Source organism: Phycicoccus sp., assembly GCF_035325325.1.
Taxonomy (GTDB): domain Bacteria; phylum Actinomycetota; class Actinomycetes; order Actinomycetales; family Dermatophilaceae; genus Phycicoccus.
This window is the reverse complement of record NZ_DAOLAC010000031.1, coordinates 32,466-49,755: the sequence shown is the minus strand read 5'-3', so window position 1 is coordinate 49,755 and position 17,290 is coordinate 32,466. Positions and strand designations below refer to the sequence as shown.

Here is a 17,290-nt window from a genome sequence, read left to right as displayed (position 1 = left end):
GTCAGTTGACCTGACGCTCCCGCCCCTCCCAGTACGGCGCGCGCAGCTTGAACTTCTGCAGCTTGCCCGTCGCCGTCCGGGCCAGCTCGTCGCGGAACTCCACCGAGGTCGGCGCCTTGAACCCGGCAGCCCGCTCCTTGCACCAGGCGATGAGCTCGGCCTCCGAGACCGACTCGCCGGGCGCGAGGACGACGAGCGCCTTGATCGTCTCGCCCCACTTCTCGTCGGGGACGCCGATGACGGCGACCTCGGTGACCGCCGGATGGCTGAAGATGACGTCCTCGACCTCGATCGAGGACACGTTCTCGCCGCCGGTGATGATGACGTCCTTCTTGCGGTCCGAGATCGTCAGGTAGCCGTCGTCGCCGATGCTCCCGCCGTCGCCGGTGTGGAACCAGCCGTCCTCGAGGGCGCGCGCCGACTCCTCGGGCTGCTCCCAGTACCCCTCGAGGACGACGTTGGAGCGCGCCAGCACCTCGTGGTCCGGAGACAGCGAGAGGGTCACCCCGAGCGCGGGCGCCCCGGCCCGCACGAGCTTCTCGGCCCGCTCCTCCACCGAGAGACCGTCCCACTCCGCGCGCCGCCGGTTGATGGTGAGCAGCGGCGAGGTCTCGGTCAGCCCGTAGATCTGGATGAACTCCCAGCCGAGCTCGGCCTCCACCCGGGCGACGGTCTTGGTCGGGGGCGGCGCGCCGGCGACGATGATGCGCACCCGGTCGCGGCCGGGGACCTCGCCCTCCCACGACTGCGCGGCCTCGAGCACCGCGTTGACGACGGCCGGGGCCGCGCACAGGTAGGTCACGCCGTGGTCACGCACCCGCCGGAGGATCTCGGCGCCGTCGACCTTGCGCAGGACGACCTGCTTGACGCCGAGGCCGGTGGCCACGAACGGCATCCCCCAGCCGTTGGCGTGGAACATCGGCAGCGTGTGCAGGTAGACGTCGCGGTCGGAGACCCCGGCGTGGAGTCCGAAGGTCAGGGCGTTGGTCCAGATGTTGCGGTGGGTGATCTGCACGCCCTTCGGCCGCGCGGTCGTCCCGGAGGTGTAGTTGATGGTCGCCGTCGCGTTCTCGTCCGGCTCCCACGGCCGCGGCGTCGAGCCTTCGGGGGCGTACAGCGCGTCGTCGTCGCCGAGGACGATGCGGTGCTCGGCCGGCACGGACGCCAGCGACGCGTCGACCTCCGGGTCGACGAGGAGGACCCGCGCCCCCGAGTGCTCGACGATGTAGCGGACCTCGTCCGGGCGCAGCCGGAAGTTCACCGGGACGAGCACCCGTCCGGAGCCGCAGACGCCGAAGAACGAGACGAGCATCCGGGCCGCGTTGTGCGAGACGATCGCCACCCGGTCGCCCACCGCGATGCCGAGCTCGTCGAGCCGCGCCGCCTGGCGCTCCGCCAACGTCGCCACCTCGGCGTAGGTGAGGTCCGGCAGCGGGTCGGCCACCTGGCTCGGCTCGTCGACGACGCCCACCCGGTCGCCGTAGACCGTCCTCGCGCGGTCGATGAAGTCGGTCACGGTCATCGGGACGAGCATCGGCGGGCCTCTTTCGTCGTCGGAGGAGTGCTGGGCTCAGTCTCGGTGATCGACGGGGCGATCACCACCGTCTGGTCAGCCGGCGGTCGGCCAGAGGTCCGTCGGGGGCGGTGGGCGGCCGGCCACGCTCGGGTCCGGTGCTTGACCCGCCCGGTGATACTCGGTATACATACCCGGTCGAGCACGCAATACCCGGTATCCGCCCGGGGAGAGAGGGGGGCACCGATGTCGGTCCGGCTCGGGCTCATGGCCCTGCTCGCCGAGGGCGAGTCCTACGGGGCCCGGCTGCGGGGCGAGTTCGAGCAGCGCACCGGCGGCACCTGGCCGCTCAACGTCGGGCAGGTCTACACGACCCTCGACCGGCTGGTCCGCGACGGGCTCGTCGCCCAGGCCGGCGACCCGGACGCCGAGGGACGCATCGCCTACCGGCTCACCGAGGCCGGGCGCGCCGAGCTCGCGTCGTGGTGGACCACGCCGGTCGACCGCACGAGCACCCCGCGGGACGAGCTGACCATCAAGCTCGCCCTCGCGGTGACGGCCCCGGGGGTCGACGTGCACCGCGTGGTCCAGGGCCAGCGCACCGCGACCCTGCGCCACCTGCGCGACCTCACCCGGCTCAAGCGGGACGCCCTCGACCGTGCGGAGGGGACGGCCGAGGGCGCCCGCAGGGCCACGTCCGAGGAGGCGGCGCACGCCGAGCACGGTCTCGCCTGGCTGCTCGTCCTCGAGAACCTCGTCTTCGCCGCCGAGGCGGAGGTCCGCTGGCTGGACCACGTCGAGTCGGTGCTGGCCCGCCATGCCCGGACCAGCACTCCACGCACCACCGCAGCACCGCAGCACGTCGCCGGCGAGGTGCCGGCCCACCGGGAGGGGACCCCCGCATGACCACCGCACCGCACGTCGTCATCTCCGACGTCACCCGCGTCCACGGCCACGACGAGACCCGCGTCGTCGCCCTCGACCACGTCTCGCTCGAGATCCACCCCGGCGAGCTCGTCGCGGTGATGGGCCCGAGCGGATCGGGCAAGTCCACCCTGCTCAACGTCGCCGGCGGCCTCGACAGCCCGACCTCGGGCACCGTGAGCATCGGCGGCGAGACCCTCGGCAGCCTCGCCCCCCGCGACCTCGCGCGGCTGCGCCGCCGCCGGATGGGCTTCGTCTTCCAGGACTACAACCTCATCCCGAGCCTCACCGCGGCCGAGAACGTCGCCCTCCCCCTCGAGCTCGACGGGGTGCGCGCCCGGCAGGCTCGCCGGCAGGCCCGGCACACGCTCGGCCTGATGGACCTCATGCCCCTCTCCGACCGCTATCCCGACCAGATGTCCGGCGGGCAGCAGCAGCGCGTCGCCATCGCCCGCGCGCTCGTCGGCAGCCGGCGGTTCGTCCTCGCCGACGAGCCGACCGGCGCCCTCGACAGCCACACCGGCGAGGAGGTGCTCCGCGTCCTGCGGGAGCGCTGCGACGAAGGCGTGGCCGGACTGCTCGTCACGCACGAGGCGCGGCACGCCGCCTGGGCCGACCGCGTGGTCTTCCTCCGCGACGGCCGGGTCGTCGACTCCACCGGCGACTCCGACCGCGCCGAGGACCTGCTGGCCGCCGGCGGCCCCGCGTGAGCACCATCGCACCCCCGCGGCCCGAGGCCCCGGAGTCCCGTTCCGACGCAGGCGAACCCGGCGCCGGGTCGCGACTCGCGCAGTGGCGGTCGTCGTGGTCGGTGGCCCTGCGGATGGCCCGCCGCGACGTGCGCCGCCATCGGGGACGCAGCGCCCTCGTCGTCGTCATGGTGCTCCTGCCCACCCTGCTCCTGTCGGCCGTCGTCACCATCGCGTACACGAGCCAGGTCTCCGGGGTCGAACGCATCCCCGGCACGATGGGCACCGGACAGGCCTACCTCGAGGGGCCGGACACCAACCGGGTTCTGCAGGGCCCCGACCTCGACACCGGCCAGGGCACGGCTGACGACGCCGCGACGCCGGTCCCGGGCCTCGACCGCGACGGGTCGGCGTTCGCGAACGCCGACGCCGTGGCCCGGCTGGTCGGCGCCGACGTCGCACCGCTCGAGCACTTCAGCGCCCGGTTGACCGACGGCGACCGCCGGCTCACCGTCGAGGGGCTCGCCCTCGACGGCAGCCTCGGCCTCGGCGACAAGCTGCGGCTCACCTCCGGGCACTGGCCGGCGCCGCCGCCCTCCGACACCGGTCGGCCCGCCGAGGCGCTGGTCACCCGCGCGTGGACCGACCGGGGCCTGCCGGACCGCGGCACGGTCGAGGTCACCGTGCGCAGCACCGCGCGCACCCTGCAGCTCGTCGGCACCGCCGACGCGCTCGACGGGTGGTCCACGCCCGGCCTCGTCACCGCCGGACCGGTCGCCGAGGGCGTCCCCGGCGACGGCGGCTGGATCGTCCTCGGCCACGACCCGGTCACCTGGCCCGAGGTGCTCGACCTCAACCGCTCCGGGTTCCGGGTCACCTCGGCCGACGTGCTCCAGCACCCGCCGCCGGCCTCAGCCGTCCCCGCCGAGGTCGCCGAGCGCACCTCGGGCGACCTCCAGCGCACGGGGCTGATGGTCGGGCTCGCCGCGGTGATGCTCCTCGTGTCGACGACGCTCCTCGTCGGGCCGGCCTTCGCGGTGAGCGCGGCCCGGCAGCGGCGCACGCTGGCCCTCGCCGCCACGAACGGGGCGCACACGCCGGTCCTCCGCCGGACCGTGCTCGCCCAGGCCGTCGTGCTCGGCGCCGCCTCGGCGCTCCTCGGGGTCGTCGCGGGGGTCGGCACGGCCTGGCTCGTCATGCGCCTCACCCCGCTGGCCGGCAACCCGCTCTTCACGACCGCGTTCGACGTCCGCTACGGCGTGCTCGCGGCGATCGCGGTGTGCGCCACCGGGTCCACCTTCGTGGCGGCGCTCATCCCGGCTCGCCGGCTCGGCCGCCTCGACATCGTCGGGGTGATGCGGGGCCAGAGCGTGTCGCCCCGGCCGAGCCTCCTCGTCCTCGGCCTGGGAGCCGTGCTCGCCGTGGTCGGTGCGGTGCTCACCCTCGGCGGGACCGGGGTCGTCGACCTCCACGCGATGCTGCCCGGGGAGCTCCAGGCCACCCCCGAGTACCTCGTCGTCGTCGGCGCGGTCGTCCTCATCGTCGGGTCGCTGCTCCTCGTCCCCGTCGTCCTGGCCGGTGTGGGCCGGCTCGGGCGGCACCTCCCGACGTCGCTGCGGATGGCCGCCCGCGACCTCGCCCGGCACCGGGCCCGCAGCGCGCCCTCCGTCGCCGCGGTCCTCGCCGTCGTCGCCGGGCTCACCTTCGGGCTCACCGGGCTCGAGAGCGACACCGAGCAGCGCCGCACGGAGTACCTGCCGACGACGCTGCCCGGGGAGGTCGTCGTCAGCTCGTGGTCGCAGAGCGGGCTGACCGACGACGACGTCGCCGCGGCGGCGCCCGGCCTCACGGTGACCCCGAACGACGCCTTCGCCGGCGACCCCGCGATGACCGAGCCGCAGCCGCCGACCCAGCCGTACGACGCCCACTTCGTCAGCGTCGTGCCGCAGGGGTGCTCGGTCGAGGACACCCTGCCCTGGATCACCGCCTCGCCCCGGGCCGAGCAGTGCGCGACGCACGGCTCGATGAGCAACGGCTCCGGCACCGTCCTCGTCCTGCCCGCCGACGAGCTGCTGCGACGCACCGGGCTGACCGGCGCCGACGCGACCCGGGTGAGGGACGGCGCCGCGGTCCTCCTCGGCGGCCGCGGCGACACGGTCCGGGTCGCCACGGGCACCTACCGGGTCGACCCGGCCGCGGAGGTGCCGGTGCCGCCCGAGGTCGCGGTCACCTCCGACACGGCCGTCCCGGCCGTGCACCTGCCGCTGACCAAGGACTCCGCCGGACGCCTGCTGGGCGGCAACCTCGCCTTCGCCGCCGGCACGCCGCTGACGAAGGACTGGCCGACCCGGGTGCTCTCGTGGACGGTCCGGGACCCCGACGGCGCCGCGGTCTCCGACGCCGTCCGCGACCGGATGTCCGAGCGACTCGGCGACGAGGTCGGCGTGCAGCGCGAGGACGGCTTCCAGCGCGACGACCGGCTCTTCGTCGCGATCCTCCTCGGGGTCTTCGCCGTCCTCATCCTCGTCGTCGTCCTCACCTCGACCGCGCTCACCCTCGCCGAGCAGCAGACCGACCAGGCCACCCTCGCCGCGCTCGGCGCGACCCGGGGCACCCGGCGGGTCATGGCGGCGGCCCAGGCCTTCGTCCTCGCTGCGGTCGGCTGCGTCCTCGGCGTCGCGGTGGGGCTGGTCCCGGGTGTCGCCATCGCCCGCCCGCTGACCGCGCAGGGGTGGGACCCCCTGACCAGCACCTCGCTCGACGGGCAGAGCATCCTCGTCATCCCGTGGGCCGACCTCGCGACGGTCGGGGTGCTCGTGCCGGTCCTCGCGGCGGTGCTCGCGGCGGCGGGTATCCGCCGGGCCCCTCAGGTCACCCGCCGGGCGACCTGAGGGTCCGGGCGGCCGGGGCACCCGCGTGGAGCCGGTAGACTGGGCGGACGCACAGGGTCTTCCGTGCGCCGTGTGAGGTGGGGACGGCGCACACCCGCTCCGCCCTACCCCTTCTCGGGAGGGCGCCCGACCCGAAGGCCCAACCCCCGTGTCACCGATCGCCAGCTACCGGCGGCTGTTCTCCCTCGCCGGTCCCCTCTACGTCCTCGTCGCGTTCATAGGCCGCCTGCCGCTCGCGATGAGCCAGATGGGCACCCTCCTCCTCGTCTCCGGCACGACCGGCTCGTACGGCCTCGGCGGGGCCGCGGCCGGCGCGCTCGCCGTCGCCAACGCGGCCGGGGCCCCGGTGGCCGGTGGCGTCGCCGACCGGGTGGGCCAGCGCCCGGTCGTCCTGGTCCAGTCGGTCGCCGGCGGCCTCGGGCTGCTCGCCCTCGTCGCGCTCGCCCGGGGTGGGGCGGTTCCGGCGGTCGTCGTCGCGGCGGCCGCGATCGCCGGCGCGCTGATGCCGCAGGTCGGGCCGCTGGCCCGGGTGCGGTGGCGGCCGATGACCCGCCACCAGGGCGAGCACCAGCCGCGGCTGATGGAGACCGCGTTCTCGTACGAGGGCGCGGCCGACGAGGCGTCCTTCGTCATGGGTCCGGCCCTGGTCGGCGTCCTCGCCGTCCTCGTGAGCCCGGCGCTGGCGGTGGCGATCGCGGCGGTCGTCCTCCTCGGCTTCGGCACCGCGTTCGCCGTGCACCCGACGGCGCGGCTGGCCCACGCGCACCGCCCGTCGGCGCAGGCCGGCGGGCGCATCCTCACCGCGACCTTCGCCGTCCTCCTCGGCGCCCAGCTGCTCATGGGCGTGATCTTCGGGTCGGTGCAGACCGGGACGACGGTGCTGACCACCCTCGCCGGGCAGGCCGGCCTCGCGGGCATCGTGCACGCGACGCTCGGCGTCGGGTCGGTCGTCGCCGGGCTCGCGATCGCCGGGCTGCCCGCGCGCTTCACGGTGCCCTCGCGGGTCCTCGTCGCGGCGACCGGGCTCGCCGTGCTCTCGGCGCCGCTCCTGCTCACCGACACCGTGCCGCGGCTCTTCCTCGTCGTGCTCGTCCTCGGCTTCGTCGTCGCGCCGTACATGATCAGCGTCTTCGTCCTCGGCGAGCGGGCCGTGCCGCCGGCGCGGGTCGGGACGGCGATGACGCTGCTGGCGTCGGTCACCGGGCTCGGCTACGCCGTCGGGTCGGCGGTCGCCGGGCGCATCGCCGACGGGCACGGGCACACCGGCGCCTTCGCCGTCACCGTCACCGCCGGGGTCGCCGCGGCGGTGCTCGCCCTCGTCGGCCAGCCGCTGCTCCGCCGGCCCGCCCCTTCACCCGACGTCCCTGCGCTTCACCCGGGAACGGTTCCGGGGTGAAGCGCGGCCGTATCGGGTGACCCGATACGCGTGAGGTGCGGGGGCCCGGCGCTGGGCGGTCGGACCGGGTCAGGCGGTCGGCTCGACGGTCAGCACGTCGCCGGGCTGGCAGCCGAGGACGTCGCACACCGCCGTCAGCGTGCTGAACCGGATGGCCTTCGCCCGGTCGTTCTTGAGGACCGAGAGGTTGACGACCGTCACGCCCACCGCCTCGGCGAGGGCCGCGAGGGTCATCCCGCGCTCCTCGAGCAGCCGGTCGAGGTGGCAGACGACGCGGTGCGGCTCGTCGACCGGCATCAGACGAGGCCCGCGACGTCGTCGCGCAGCCGCCCACCGAGCTTGAACGCCTCGGCGAGGAGGGCCACGACGGTGCCCGCGAGGACCGGCACCCACGGCAGGTCGAGGACGAGGACGACGAGGTCCGGCCCGAGCCGGGTCAGGGCCGCCGCGTCGACCGAGGCCCGGCCGAACCACACCGCCGGCAGCGCGATGGCGACGAGGCCGGCGAGCACCCGCAGGCGGGTGACGTTGACCGGGCGGAACGGGTCGCCGGCCGCGACGTCACGCATGACCCGCAGGACGAGCCATCCGGCCCCGAGGACGACCGCGCTGAGCGCGAGCCCGAGGAGGAGGTCGACGACGCGCACGGTCGTCCCGGGGTCGGGGACCAGGGCGGTGACGGACCCGTCCTCGTGCCGCACCCCGAGCGCGTCCAGCGCGGGCACACGGACCCGGCCGGCGTACCCGACCGGCATCGGGTCGCCACCGACCCACCGCGCGGCCGGTTGCACGACCTGGACGACGACGGTGACGACTCCCACGAGGCCGACGAGCAGGGCCAGCCCCCACCGGTCGGACCGCCCGAAGGCGAACAGGTCGCGGCGGTGGTGGGTGGTGGCGCTCATGGCGTCCTCCTCGTATCGAGAGTCGATGTGTTATCGACAGACGATATGCATATCGACTGTCGATGTCAACGCACGGACCGGCGTCGCGCGGGGCAGGATGGGGGCATGAGCGACCAGCCCCGCACCGACCGCGACCCCGCCGACGACGACGCGGGCCGGGCCGTCCCCGCCACCGTCGTCGGCGACCCCGACCGCGTCGTCGTCGTGACCCCCGAGGGGATGGGTGTCGCGCCGCGACCGGCGGAGGGCGAGGAGCACGAGCACGACGAGGCCGCCCGCAACCCCGCCGACCTCGTCGAGCAGCCGGCCAAGGTGATGCGCATCGGGTCGATGGTCAAGCAGCTGCTCGAGGAGGTCCGCAGCGCCCCCCTCGACGAACGCGGCCGGGCCCGCCTCGCCGCCATCCACGACCGTTCGATCGCCGAGCTCAAGGACGGCCTCGCCCCTGAGCTCGTCGCCGAGCTGGAACGGATCGCTTTGCCGTTCAAGGACGCCGAGCCGTCGGACGCCGAGCTGCGCATCGCCCAGGCCCAGCTCGTCGGCTGGCTCGAGGGCCTCTTCCACGGCATCCAGACCGCGCTCGTCGCCCAGCAGATGGCCGCCCAGGCCCAGCTGCAGCAGATGCGCGCCCTGCCGCCCGGGATGCAGCCCGGGCGCGGGCACGGCCCGGCCGGGCCCGGTGGGATGCCGGTGCCGCAGCAGCACCCGGGGGAGCCGGGTCACGCCGAGGGCACCGGCCAGTACCTCTAGGCCGGGTCCTCGCGGCGCGGCAGCCGCAGCGCGAGCCACAGCCCCGGCAGGGCCGCCAGGGCGACCACACCGAGCGCGAGGCGGGGCATCCCGACGAACGGCTGGACCGCGAGGACGAGCAGCACCCCGCCGAGGTTGCCGGCGAGGAGGAGGAACGCCGTCGCTGTGCCGGAGCGGGCGACCCCCACGTGCGCCTCGGACCACTCGAGCGCCACCGGGAGCCCGGCGAGGAGGACGAACCCGAGCACGGCGAGCAACACCCCCGCGACGACGGGCGTGTTCAGGAACACGAGCAGGACGAACACCACACCGGTGCAGGCGGTCGCGACGGCGAGGAGGGTCCGCCGGTGTCCGCGTGCGGCGGCCGGCCCGGGGAGCACGGCCGCCCCGAGGATGCCGGCGACCGTGGTGACGGCGATCAGCGGGCCGCCCACCCCCGGGTGCCCCAGGCCGGCCATCACCGGGTCGAGCCAGGTGGCGACGGCGTTGAAGACCCCGACGCCGACGAGGAGGAGCCCGGCGAGCCGCCAGAGCAGCGGTTCGTGCCGGAGCCAACGCAGCCCGTGGGCGTCGCGGTGCGCCACCGGGGCGACGACGGCGACCCGCAGCATGACGAGGAGGAGGACCGAGCCGACGACCGCGAGGACGGCGTGGGCGGTGAGCAGCCGCGGCAGCCCGCCGGCCGCGACGAGGGGGGCGCCGCCGAGGGCGCCGACGAGCACCCCGACGAACTGTGCCGCGCTGCCGACGGCGATGGCCACGGTGCGCTCGCGCGGCGGGAAGCAGCGGGCGGCGAGCGTCGTCGTCGCCGTGAGGACGAGCGGCTGGGCCACCGAGGCGAGGAGCTGACCGGCCAGCTGCCACCCGTACGACGAGGTGTCGACGAGCCGGACGAGGGCGCCGGCGACGGTGCACAGGGCACCGGCGGTGAGCGTCGCGTGCAGGCCGCGGTCGACGAACCGCCCTGCTGGGAGGGCGAGCACGACGAAGAGCAGCGGGTTGACGACGGCGAGGTCGCCGACGAGGCCCTCCGACACCCCGAGCGCGCGGGCCGACTCGACGGTCACCGGCGCGAAGGTCAGCCAGAGCACCTGGGTCGTGGCGACGACGAGCGAGAACGCGGCGAGCAGCCCCCACCGGCTCGCCGTGAAGCGGGTCGGCACGGCGTCGACGACCTCGACCTCGGTCACGTCGGGTCCTCCTCGGGGTGCGGGTCCGCGCCCAGCGTCCGGAGCGGGGAGAGCCAGCCGAAGCCCGCGGCGAGCACCCCGACCGACACCACGCCGACGATGGCTCCGCGGGTGCCGACGAGGGCCGCGAGCGCACCGGCACCCAGCGCGCCGACCGTCCACCCGACGCCGAACGAGAGCATCCGCCCGGCCGTGTTGACCCGTCCGAGCAGCGGCTCGGGCGTGGCCATCTGCCGGTAGGTCATCGAGGTGAGGAGGACCGACTGGTAGCCGATGCCCCACAGCACCATCGCGACGACCGACACCGTCCAGGACGCGGTCGTGGCCACGACGAGCCCCGCGGCCGCCGCCAGCGGGAGGGCGAGCAGGGTCGCCCGGCTCGTCGAGACCCGACGGTGGAGGCGTGGCGTGAGCGTCGCGGCGAGGATCCCGCCGATCCCCCAGGCGGCGAAGACGGCACCGAACCGCCATCCGCTCGTGCCGACCCCGAGGAGCCGGTCGGCGTACGGCACCGAGAGGGCCATGAACCCGGCGCCGGAGAGCGAGAGGAGGAAGCCGACGACGGTCTGCGAGCGCACGCCCGCGTGCGCGACGAGGAACCGCAGCCCGGTGGCCACCTCGTCGACGAGGGCGCGGGGCCGCAGCGGCGGCAGGTCGCGGGCGGCGCTCAGCCGGGTGGCGATGCCGACGACGGCGGCTGCCGAGGCGAGGAAGCTCAGGGCGTCGACCCCGAGCAGCATCGCCGGGTGCACCGCCGCGAGGAGGACGCCGGCGAGCATCGGCATCCCGAGGTCCAGCAGCGAGCCGAAGCCCCAGATCGCCGCGTTCGCCGCGCCGAGCCGCGAGCGGCCGACGATGGCCGGCAACGCACCGAACGCCGCGCCCTCGAAGAAGACGAAGCTCGCCTGGGCGAGGAAGCCGGCGACGAGCGCGTGCCAGACGGTGAGCACACCGAGCTCGTGCGCGACCGGCACCGAGCCGATGGCGAGGGCGCTGACGACGTCGGCGGCGACCATGACCCGGCGCCGGTCGAGCCGGTCGGCGAGCGCTCCGGCGAAGAGGCCGAGGAGGAGGTACGGCAGGCCCTCGACGAGGGTGACGAGGGCGGTGAGCGACGCACTGCCACTCAGCCGGTAGACGAGGACCGGCAGGGCGACCGCGGTGACGAGGGTGCCGGCGACGGAGACCTGTCGCGCGAGCCAGAAGCGGCGGAAGTCGGTGTGCCGGTGGAGAGGGCGCCCGACCTCGGCCGGGATGCGGGTCGTCGGCGGCACCCGGCGAGTCTAACGAGGCGTGGGCGGGGCCTGTCGTCGGTCGGTCCGGTCCGCTAGGAAGGTGAATGTGTCCGATGCCGCGCCCGCTCCCGGTTCCCCCGCCGCCACCGCCGCCACCGACGCCACGATGCGGGCGGTCGTCTACGACGCGCCGCGGTCGCTCACCGTCCGCGAGGTGCCGCGACCGGTCGCCGGGCCGGGCGAGGTGGTCGTCGACGTCGACCTCGCGGGGGTCTGCGGCACCGACCTGCACCTGCACGAGGGCGGCTTCTTCGCCGCCTTCCCGCTGACGCCCGGGCACGAGGCGACGGGCACGGTGCGCGCGGTCGGCGCGGGCGTGACGCACGTCGAGCCCGGGCAGCGGGTCGCCGTCGACAACGCGTCGGCGTGCGGGCGCTGCCCCGAGTGCTCCCGCGGGAACCACCTGTTCTGCGAGCACTTCCACTCGCTCGGGGTCAACGCGCCCGGTGGCTTCGCCGAGTCGCTGCTCAGCCCCGCGCACAAGGTCTACCCGGCGGACGACCTGCCACCGGAGGTCGCCGTGCTCGCCGAGCCCCTCGCGTGCGCCGTGCACGGGATGGACGTCCTCGGGCTGCGTCCCGGGGCCGACGTCCTCGTCGTCGGGGCGGGGACGACGGGGCTGCTCCTCGCGCAGCTGCTGCTCCACGGCGGCGCCGGCCGGGTGACGGTCGCCGCCCCGACCCGCTTCAAGCTGGACCTCGCGACGGCCTACGGCGTCGACCGCGTCGTCGAGGTGACCCGGGAGGCCGCCGAGACGGCACGGACGCTGCGCGACCTCCAGCCGGGCGGCTTCGACGTGACCGTCGACGTCACCGGCGCCGCGTCGGTCGTCGAGACCCTCCCGTGGCTCACCGCGACGAACGGCACGGTCTTCGTCTACGGGATGTGCCGCGAGGACGCCCGCATCCCGCTCAGCCCCTACGACGTGTTCCGGCGGCAGCTGACCGTCAAGGGCTCCTTCGCGCAGGTCGACTGCCTCGACCGGTCGCTGGCCCTGCTGCGGTCCGGGCGGGTGCGGACCGACGGGCTCGTCACCCACCGGTTCGGGCTGTCCGAGTACGCGCAGGCGCTCGAGACGCTGCGCTCGGACCCGACGAGCCTCAAGGTCCTGCTCGAGCCGGGCCGCTGAGTCAGAGTGCGGCGGCGATGGCTCGTCCGGCCTGCCGGCCGCTGAAGAGGCAGCCCCCGACGAAGGTGCCCTCGAGCGCGCGGTACCCGTGCACCCCACCGCCGCCGAAGCCCGACACCTCCCCCGCCGCGTACAGCCCCGGCACCGGCGTCCCGTCCGCGCCGAGGACCCGACCACCGAGGTCGGTGTGCAGGCCGCCGAGCGTCTTGCGGGACAGGACCCGCAGCCGGACGGCCACGAGGGGTCCGTGCCTCGGGTCGAGGATGCGGTGGGGCGGGAAGGCGCGCTTGGTCAGCCGGTCCCCGCGGTAGCGGCGCGCGACGCGGATGGCCGCGACCTGGGCGTCCTTGGTGAACGGGTTGTCGACCTGGCGGTCACGCTCGACGACCTGCCGCTCGAGGTGCGCCGGGTCGATGGGGGTGTCCGGCTCGAGCTCGTTCATCCGCGCGACGAGCCCGCCGATGGTGTCGGCGGTCAGCCAGTCCTCGCCGTGGTCGAGGAACGCCTGCACGGCCGGCGGCACCGCCGTGACCGGGCGCCGCAGGACGTCGCGGTACCGACGCTCGGTGAGGTCGAGGTTCTGCTCCGACCCCGACAACGCGAACTCCTTGCCGACGAGCGAGCGGTTGAGGACGAACCACGAGTGGTCGAACCCGGTGTGCCGCAGGTGGTCCAGCGTGCCGAGGGTGTCGAAGCCGGGCAGGTAGGGGCTGGGCAGCCGGTCGCCGCGGGCGTCGAACCAGAGCGAGCTCGGGCCGGGGAGGATACGGATGGCGTGCCCCGGCCACACCGGGTCCCAGTTGCGCACGCCCTCGACGTAGTGCCACATCCGGTCGCGGTTCACGACCGTGCCCCCGGCCGCCTCGGTGATGCCGAGCATCCGGCCGTCGACGTACGCGGGGACGCCGGTGAGCATCGTCGCCGGCGGCGTGCCGAGCCGCTCCGGCCAGTTCGCACGCACCAGGTCGTGGTTGCCGCCGATGCCTCCGGAGGCCACGAGCACGGCCTGCGCGCCGTACTCGAACGGCCCGACGACCTCCCGGCTGCTCGCCACTCCTCGAGGCGAGTCGTCCTCGGCGAGAACGGAACCGCCCACGCCGCTGACGACGCCGCCGGTCGTGACCAGCTCGTCGACCCGGTGCCGCGGCAGGTAGACGACGCGGCCGCCGGCCATGTGCTCGCGGATCCGCCGCTCGAACGGTGCGACGACCCCCGTGCCGGTGCCCCACGGGATGTGGAACCGCGGGACGGAGTTGCCGTGGCCCCCGCTCGTCCCGTCGCCCCGCTCGGCCCAGCCGACGACCGGGAAGAACGAGACGCCCTGCGCCCGGAGCCAGTCGCGTTTCTCGCCGGCCGCCCAGTCGACGTAGCTGCGGGCCCACTCGCGCCCCCAGTGGTCCGGACCGGGCCCGCCGTCGGGGGCGGTCAGCCGGTCCCAGCCGGCGGTGCCCTGCCAGTCCTGCCACGCGAGGTCGACCGAGTCGCGGATCCCCATCCGCCGCTGCTCGGGCGAGTCGACGAGGAACAGCCCGCCGAAGCTCCACCACGCCTGACCGCCGAGGTCGGCCTCCGACTCCTGGTCGAGGAGCACGACCGCACCACCCCGGTCGGCGACCTCGCACGCGGCGACGAGGCCGGCCAGCCCGGCTCCCACGACCACGACGTCGGCATCCACGAGGTGCACCCTAGGCGGTGGGCGGCCCACCCGGGGAGGTCCCGGCGGCGCCGGTGAGACGGGCCTGCCCTCCGGAGAGGTCGACCCGCAGGTCGGCGACCGAGCTGACGACGAGGTCCGCGACCTCCGCGAGGTCGGCGCGGTCGGTCGTCGTCGTGACGGCGACGAGGCCACCACACCCCGCGTCACGGGCCGCCCGCAGCCCCGCCACGGCGTCCTCGACGACGAGGCAGTCGGCCGGGGCGACCCCGAGCCGCTCGGCCCCGAGCAGCCACGGGTCGGGGAAGGGCTTGCCGCGCACGACGTCGTCGGCGGTCACGACGACCTCCGGGTGCGGCAGCGCGGTGGCGCCGAGCCGGGCCTCGGCCAGCGGGCCGCTCGAGGAGGTGACGATGGCCGTCGGCACGCCGGCGTCGCGGAGGGCGACGAGCAGGTCGTGCGCGCCCGGCAGGAGGGTCGTGCCCTCGACGTCCTCGACCTCGAGCCGCTCGATCCGCCGGAAGGCCTCCTCGCCCTGCTCGGCCGGCAGCAGCCCGGCGATGAGGTTGCGCGCGGTGACGCCGTGCTGGCCGGCCAGCCGGGCCGGGTCGACGCCGTACTCCTCGCACCAGCGCAGCCACGAGCGGACGACCGAGGGCGTGGAGTCGACGAGGGTGCCGTCCATGTCGAGCAGCACCGCGGCGAACGGGCGGGCGAGGACGTCCGGGAGCGAAGGGGTGCCGGGCACACTGCCACCCTAGGTCGTGGGACCCGGCCCGGGCCCGCAGGTGCCCGACCTAGGGTGGTCGCCATGGCCCGCCCCGCCGGACACCCCCGGACCGCCGTCGCCAGCGCCGCCGCGACGCTGGTCGCGCTGGTCGGCGGGTGGAGCTGGGCGGCGAACCTCGTCGGGCCGGGCTTCGACGAGCGGGCCGAGTCGATCAGCGCGCTCGCCTCGCTCGCCACGCCGCACCGCTGGGTGATGACCACCGCGCTCGTCCTCACCGGGGTCGGCCACCTCGTCACCGCCTGGGCGCTCGGGGCGGCCCGCCGGTGGGGTCGGGTCGCCCTCGGCCTCGGCGGCCTGGCCACCGTGGCCGTCGCCTGCGTCCCGCTGCCGTCCCGCGACGAGTCCTCGCTCGTGCACACGGCCGTCGCGTCGCTCTCCTTCCTCCTCCTCGCGGTGTGGCCGGCCCTCGCCGCCGGGCCGGACCGGCCCCCGGTCCTCCGCCCGCGCGTCGCGTGGCCTGCCGCCGCCGTGCTGCTCGCCGCCGTCGCCTCGCTCGGCGTCGGGATCGGGGGGAGCGCGTTCGGGCTCCACGAGCGGCTCGTCGCCGGGGCCACCGCCCTCTGGCCGCTCGTCACCGCGGTCGGGCTCTGGTGGAGCGCCGGCCACCGCATCGGGTCGCACCGCCTGCGCCACGCCCTCGGCACCGTGCTGCTCGTCGGGGCCTGCTTCGCCGCGGGCATCGCCGCCACGACCGTCGCCCCCGCCACCGCCGAGACGCGCACCTACCGGGCCTCCGTCACCCTCGACGCCGCCCCCGCCCGGCTCGGCGAGCTCGCCGCCGAGACGACCTTCGGCGACGTGCGGGTCACGTTCTCGGGCCTCGCCCCCGGGGTGCGCACGGTGCCCCAGGTCAAGGCGAGCATCACCGACGTCCTCTCGCGTCCGACGGTGAGCCTCGCGAGCCTGCGCCCCGGGCCCGAGGAGCTGAACTCGGCCATCCGCGACGTCGCCCTCGACGTCGTCCTGCGCTTCGGGATCGGCGCCCTGGTCCTCGTCCTGCTCGTCCTCGGGGTCTACGTGATGGCCCGCCGCCGCCGGCCACCGCACGTGCTCGTCGTCGCGTCGGTGGTGGCCTGGACCGTCGCCACGGTCGGCACCGCCGCCTCGCTGTGGACGACCTACCAGCCGAGCCGGCAGACCTCGCTGCGCGCCACCGACGTCCTCGGCACCTTCCAGCGCAACGCCGGCCTGCTCGACGACGTCGAGAGCCGGGCGAGCCAGGTCACCCCGTACGTCCGCAACCTGCTGGCGCTCTCGACGGCCCTCCAGCAGAAGTACGCCGCCGGGTCGCTCGAGTCGACCCCCGCGCTGCGCGTCCTCTTCGTCAGCGACATCCACGGCGGCAACCAGTACTCGCTCATGAAGTCGGTCATCGAGACCGAGAGCATCGACCTCGTCATCGACTCCGGCGACCTCGTGAACTTCGGCACCGTGCAGGAGGGCGAGGCCGCCGGGATGTTCGCCGGCATCCAGTCGCTCGGCGTGCCGTACGTGTTCGTGCGCGGCAACCACGACGCCATGAGCGCCACGGACACGGCCGTGCTGAGCCGGATGGGGAAGATCCCCAACGTCGTGCTGCTCCAGCCGCCCGGCGACGCGGGGTACCGCGAGGTGACCGTCGCGGGCGTGACCATCGCCGGGTTCAACGACCCGCGCTGGTTCGGCGACTCCGGCACCGGCTCGCGGGCCAAGCAGCTGCCGGCGCGCGACGCCTTCGAGAAGGCGTTCGAGGGTCGCACACCGCCCGACGTCGTCGTCAGCCACGAGCCGTGGGCCGTCTCCGGGCTCGCCGGCGGGATCCTGCTCAACGGGCACATGCACTCGACCGACCTCGAGGGCAACCGGATCCAGGTCGGCACGTTCACCGGCGGCGGCCCGTTCAGCCACTTCCTCAGCGCCGGGGACGGCGAGGAGCTGGTCGGCCAGCCCTCCTCGTTCGACGTGCTGACCTTCGGCACCGACTGCCGGCTGTCGTCCCTCACGCGCTACCGCTTCCGCGACGTCATCGAGGGACGGCCGGCCTACGACGACGTGTCGATCATCAACGGCAGCCGGATCGACACCCGGGCGGCGGACCCGAAGCGCACCTGCGAGAAGACCGCCGACACCCGTGTCGAGCCGTCCATCGAGGACGTGCCCTCCTCGTCCGCGTCGTCGTCCTGAC

Annotated in this window: 14 protein-coding genes; 7 read left to right on the top strand and 7 right to left on the bottom strand. The window is 75.3% G+C overall.

The annotated features are described in order from the left end of the window. Window position 1 precedes the first annotated feature (1 nt). Window positions 2-1,522: an AMP-binding protein gene (locus PKA89_RS15845; RefSeq protein ID WP_324421149.1), complete on the bottom strand. Its 1,521-nt coding sequence runs from the start codon at window positions 1,520-1,522 to the stop codon at window positions 2-4. Window positions 1,523-1,759: 237 nt separating this feature from the next. Here PKA89_RS15845 and PKA89_RS15840 point away from each other — a divergent pair, with 237 nt between their 5' ends. From PKA89_RS15840 to PKA89_RS15825, 4 genes are all read left to right on the top strand, one after another. After that, window positions 1,760-2,419 (top strand): PadR family transcriptional regulator, encoded by a 660-nt coding sequence (locus PKA89_RS15840; RefSeq protein WP_324421148.1) that lies wholly within the window; start codon window positions 1,760-1,762, stop codon window positions 2,417-2,419. After that, the gene (locus PKA89_RS15835) at window positions 2,416-3,147 is read left to right on the top strand and encodes an ABC transporter ATP-binding protein (RefSeq protein WP_324421147.1); all 732 of its coding nucleotides are present in this window, start codon (window positions 2,416-2,418) and stop codon (window positions 3,145-3,147) included. Before PKA89_RS15840 ends, PKA89_RS15835 begins: the two co-directional genes overlap by 4 nt. After that, window positions 3,144-6,017, top strand: a complete 2,874-nt coding sequence (locus PKA89_RS15830; RefSeq protein WP_324421146.1) for an FtsX-like permease family protein — start codon at window positions 3,144-3,146, stop codon at window positions 6,015-6,017. The genes PKA89_RS15835 and PKA89_RS15830 overlap by 4 nt, the downstream gene beginning before the upstream one ends. A gap of 148 nt (window positions 6,018-6,165) precedes the next feature. Continuing rightward, window positions 6,166-7,413, top strand: coding sequence for an MFS transporter (locus PKA89_RS15825; RefSeq protein WP_324421145.1), 1,248 nt, complete (start codon window positions 6,166-6,168; stop codon window positions 7,411-7,413). A 69-nt stretch (window positions 7,414-7,482) separates the two neighbouring features. Here PKA89_RS15825 and PKA89_RS15820 read toward each other — a convergent pair whose 3' ends face one another. Continuing rightward, entirely contained in the window at window positions 7,483-7,710 is a 228-nt protein-coding gene (locus PKA89_RS15820) for a helix-turn-helix transcriptional regulator (protein ID WP_324421144.1), read from the bottom strand. Beyond that, window positions 7,710-8,318, bottom strand: a complete 609-nt coding sequence (locus tag PKA89_RS15815) for a DUF2975 domain-containing protein (protein ID WP_324421143.1) — start codon at window positions 8,316-8,318, stop codon at window positions 7,710-7,712. Before PKA89_RS15815 ends, PKA89_RS15820 begins: the two co-directional genes overlap by 1 nt. A gap of 105 nt (window positions 8,319-8,423) precedes the next feature. Here PKA89_RS15815 and PKA89_RS15810 point away from each other — a divergent pair, with 105 nt between their 5' ends. Beyond that, a complete protein-coding gene (locus PKA89_RS15810; protein ID WP_324421142.1) occupies window positions 8,424-9,068 on the top strand; it encodes a proteasome activator in 645 nt (214 codons plus the stop codon). Here the strand turns inward: PKA89_RS15810 and PKA89_RS15805 are convergent. After that, complete coding sequence (locus tag PKA89_RS15805) at window positions 9,065-10,258, bottom strand: MFS transporter (RefSeq protein ID WP_324421141.1); 1,194 nt, start codon at window positions 10,256-10,258, stop codon at window positions 9,065-9,067. The two genes, PKA89_RS15810 and PKA89_RS15805, sit on opposite strands and share 4 nt — an antisense overlap. Then, entirely contained in the window at window positions 10,255-11,532 is a 1,278-nt protein-coding gene (locus PKA89_RS15800; protein ID WP_324421140.1) for an MFS transporter, read from the bottom strand. Before PKA89_RS15800 ends, PKA89_RS15805 begins: the two co-directional genes overlap by 4 nt. Before the next feature lie 67 nt (window positions 11,533-11,599). On the opposite strand from PKA89_RS15800, the gene PKA89_RS15795 reads away from it, so the two are divergent. After that, the gene (locus PKA89_RS15795) at window positions 11,600-12,682 is read left to right on the top strand and encodes a zinc-dependent alcohol dehydrogenase family protein (protein WP_324421139.1); all 1,083 of its coding nucleotides are present in this window, start codon (window positions 11,600-11,602) and stop codon (window positions 12,680-12,682) included. 1 nt (window position 12,683) lies between these two features. Here the strand turns inward: PKA89_RS15795 and PKA89_RS15790 are convergent, their stop codons facing one another. Further along, entirely contained in the window at window positions 12,684-14,357 is a 1,674-nt protein-coding gene (locus PKA89_RS15790) for an FAD-binding dehydrogenase (RefSeq protein ID WP_324421138.1), read from the bottom strand. A gap of 10 nt (window positions 14,358-14,367) precedes the next feature. Beyond that, window positions 14,368-15,084, bottom strand: a complete 717-nt coding sequence (locus tag PKA89_RS15785; RefSeq protein WP_324421137.1) for an HAD-IA family hydrolase — start codon at window positions 15,082-15,084, stop codon at window positions 14,368-14,370. Window positions 15,085-15,147: 63 nt separating this feature from the next. On the opposite strand from PKA89_RS15785, the gene PKA89_RS15780 reads away from it, so the two are divergent. Then, window positions 15,148-17,289 (top strand): DUF998 domain-containing protein, encoded by a 2,142-nt coding sequence (locus tag PKA89_RS15780; RefSeq protein WP_324421135.1) that lies wholly within the window; start codon window positions 15,148-15,150, stop codon window positions 17,287-17,289. Window position 17,290: the final 1 nt, after the last annotated feature.

What these genes read in the sequence shown, in the direction of transcription:
- PKA89_RS15810 (WP_324421142.1), top strand. Translation starts at nt 8,424, where the DNA reads ATGAGCGACCAGCCCCGCACCGACCGCGACCCCGCCGACGACGACGCG.
- PKA89_RS15780 (WP_324421135.1), top strand. Translation starts at nt 15,148, where the DNA reads ATGGCCCGCCCCGCCGGACACCCCCGGACCGCCGTCGCCAGCGCCGCC.
- PKA89_RS15835 (WP_324421147.1), top strand. Translation starts at nt 2,416, where the DNA reads ATGACCACCGCACCGCACGTCGTCATCTCCGACGTCACCCGCGTCCAC.
- PKA89_RS15840 (WP_324421148.1), top strand. Translation starts at nt 1,760, where the DNA reads ATGTCGGTCCGGCTCGGGCTCATGGCCCTGCTCGCCGAGGGCGAGTCC.
- PKA89_RS15815 (WP_324421143.1), bottom strand. Translation starts at nt 8,318, where the DNA reads ATGAGCGCCACCACCCACCACCGCCGCGACCTGTTCGCCTTCGGGCGG.
- PKA89_RS15845 (WP_324421149.1), bottom strand. Translation starts at nt 1,522, where the DNA reads ATGACCGTGACCGACTTCATCGACCGCGCGAGGACGGTCTACGGCGAC.
- PKA89_RS15820 (WP_324421144.1), bottom strand. Translation starts at nt 7,710, where the DNA reads ATGCCGGTCGACGAGCCGCACCGCGTCGTCTGCCACCTCGACCGGCTG.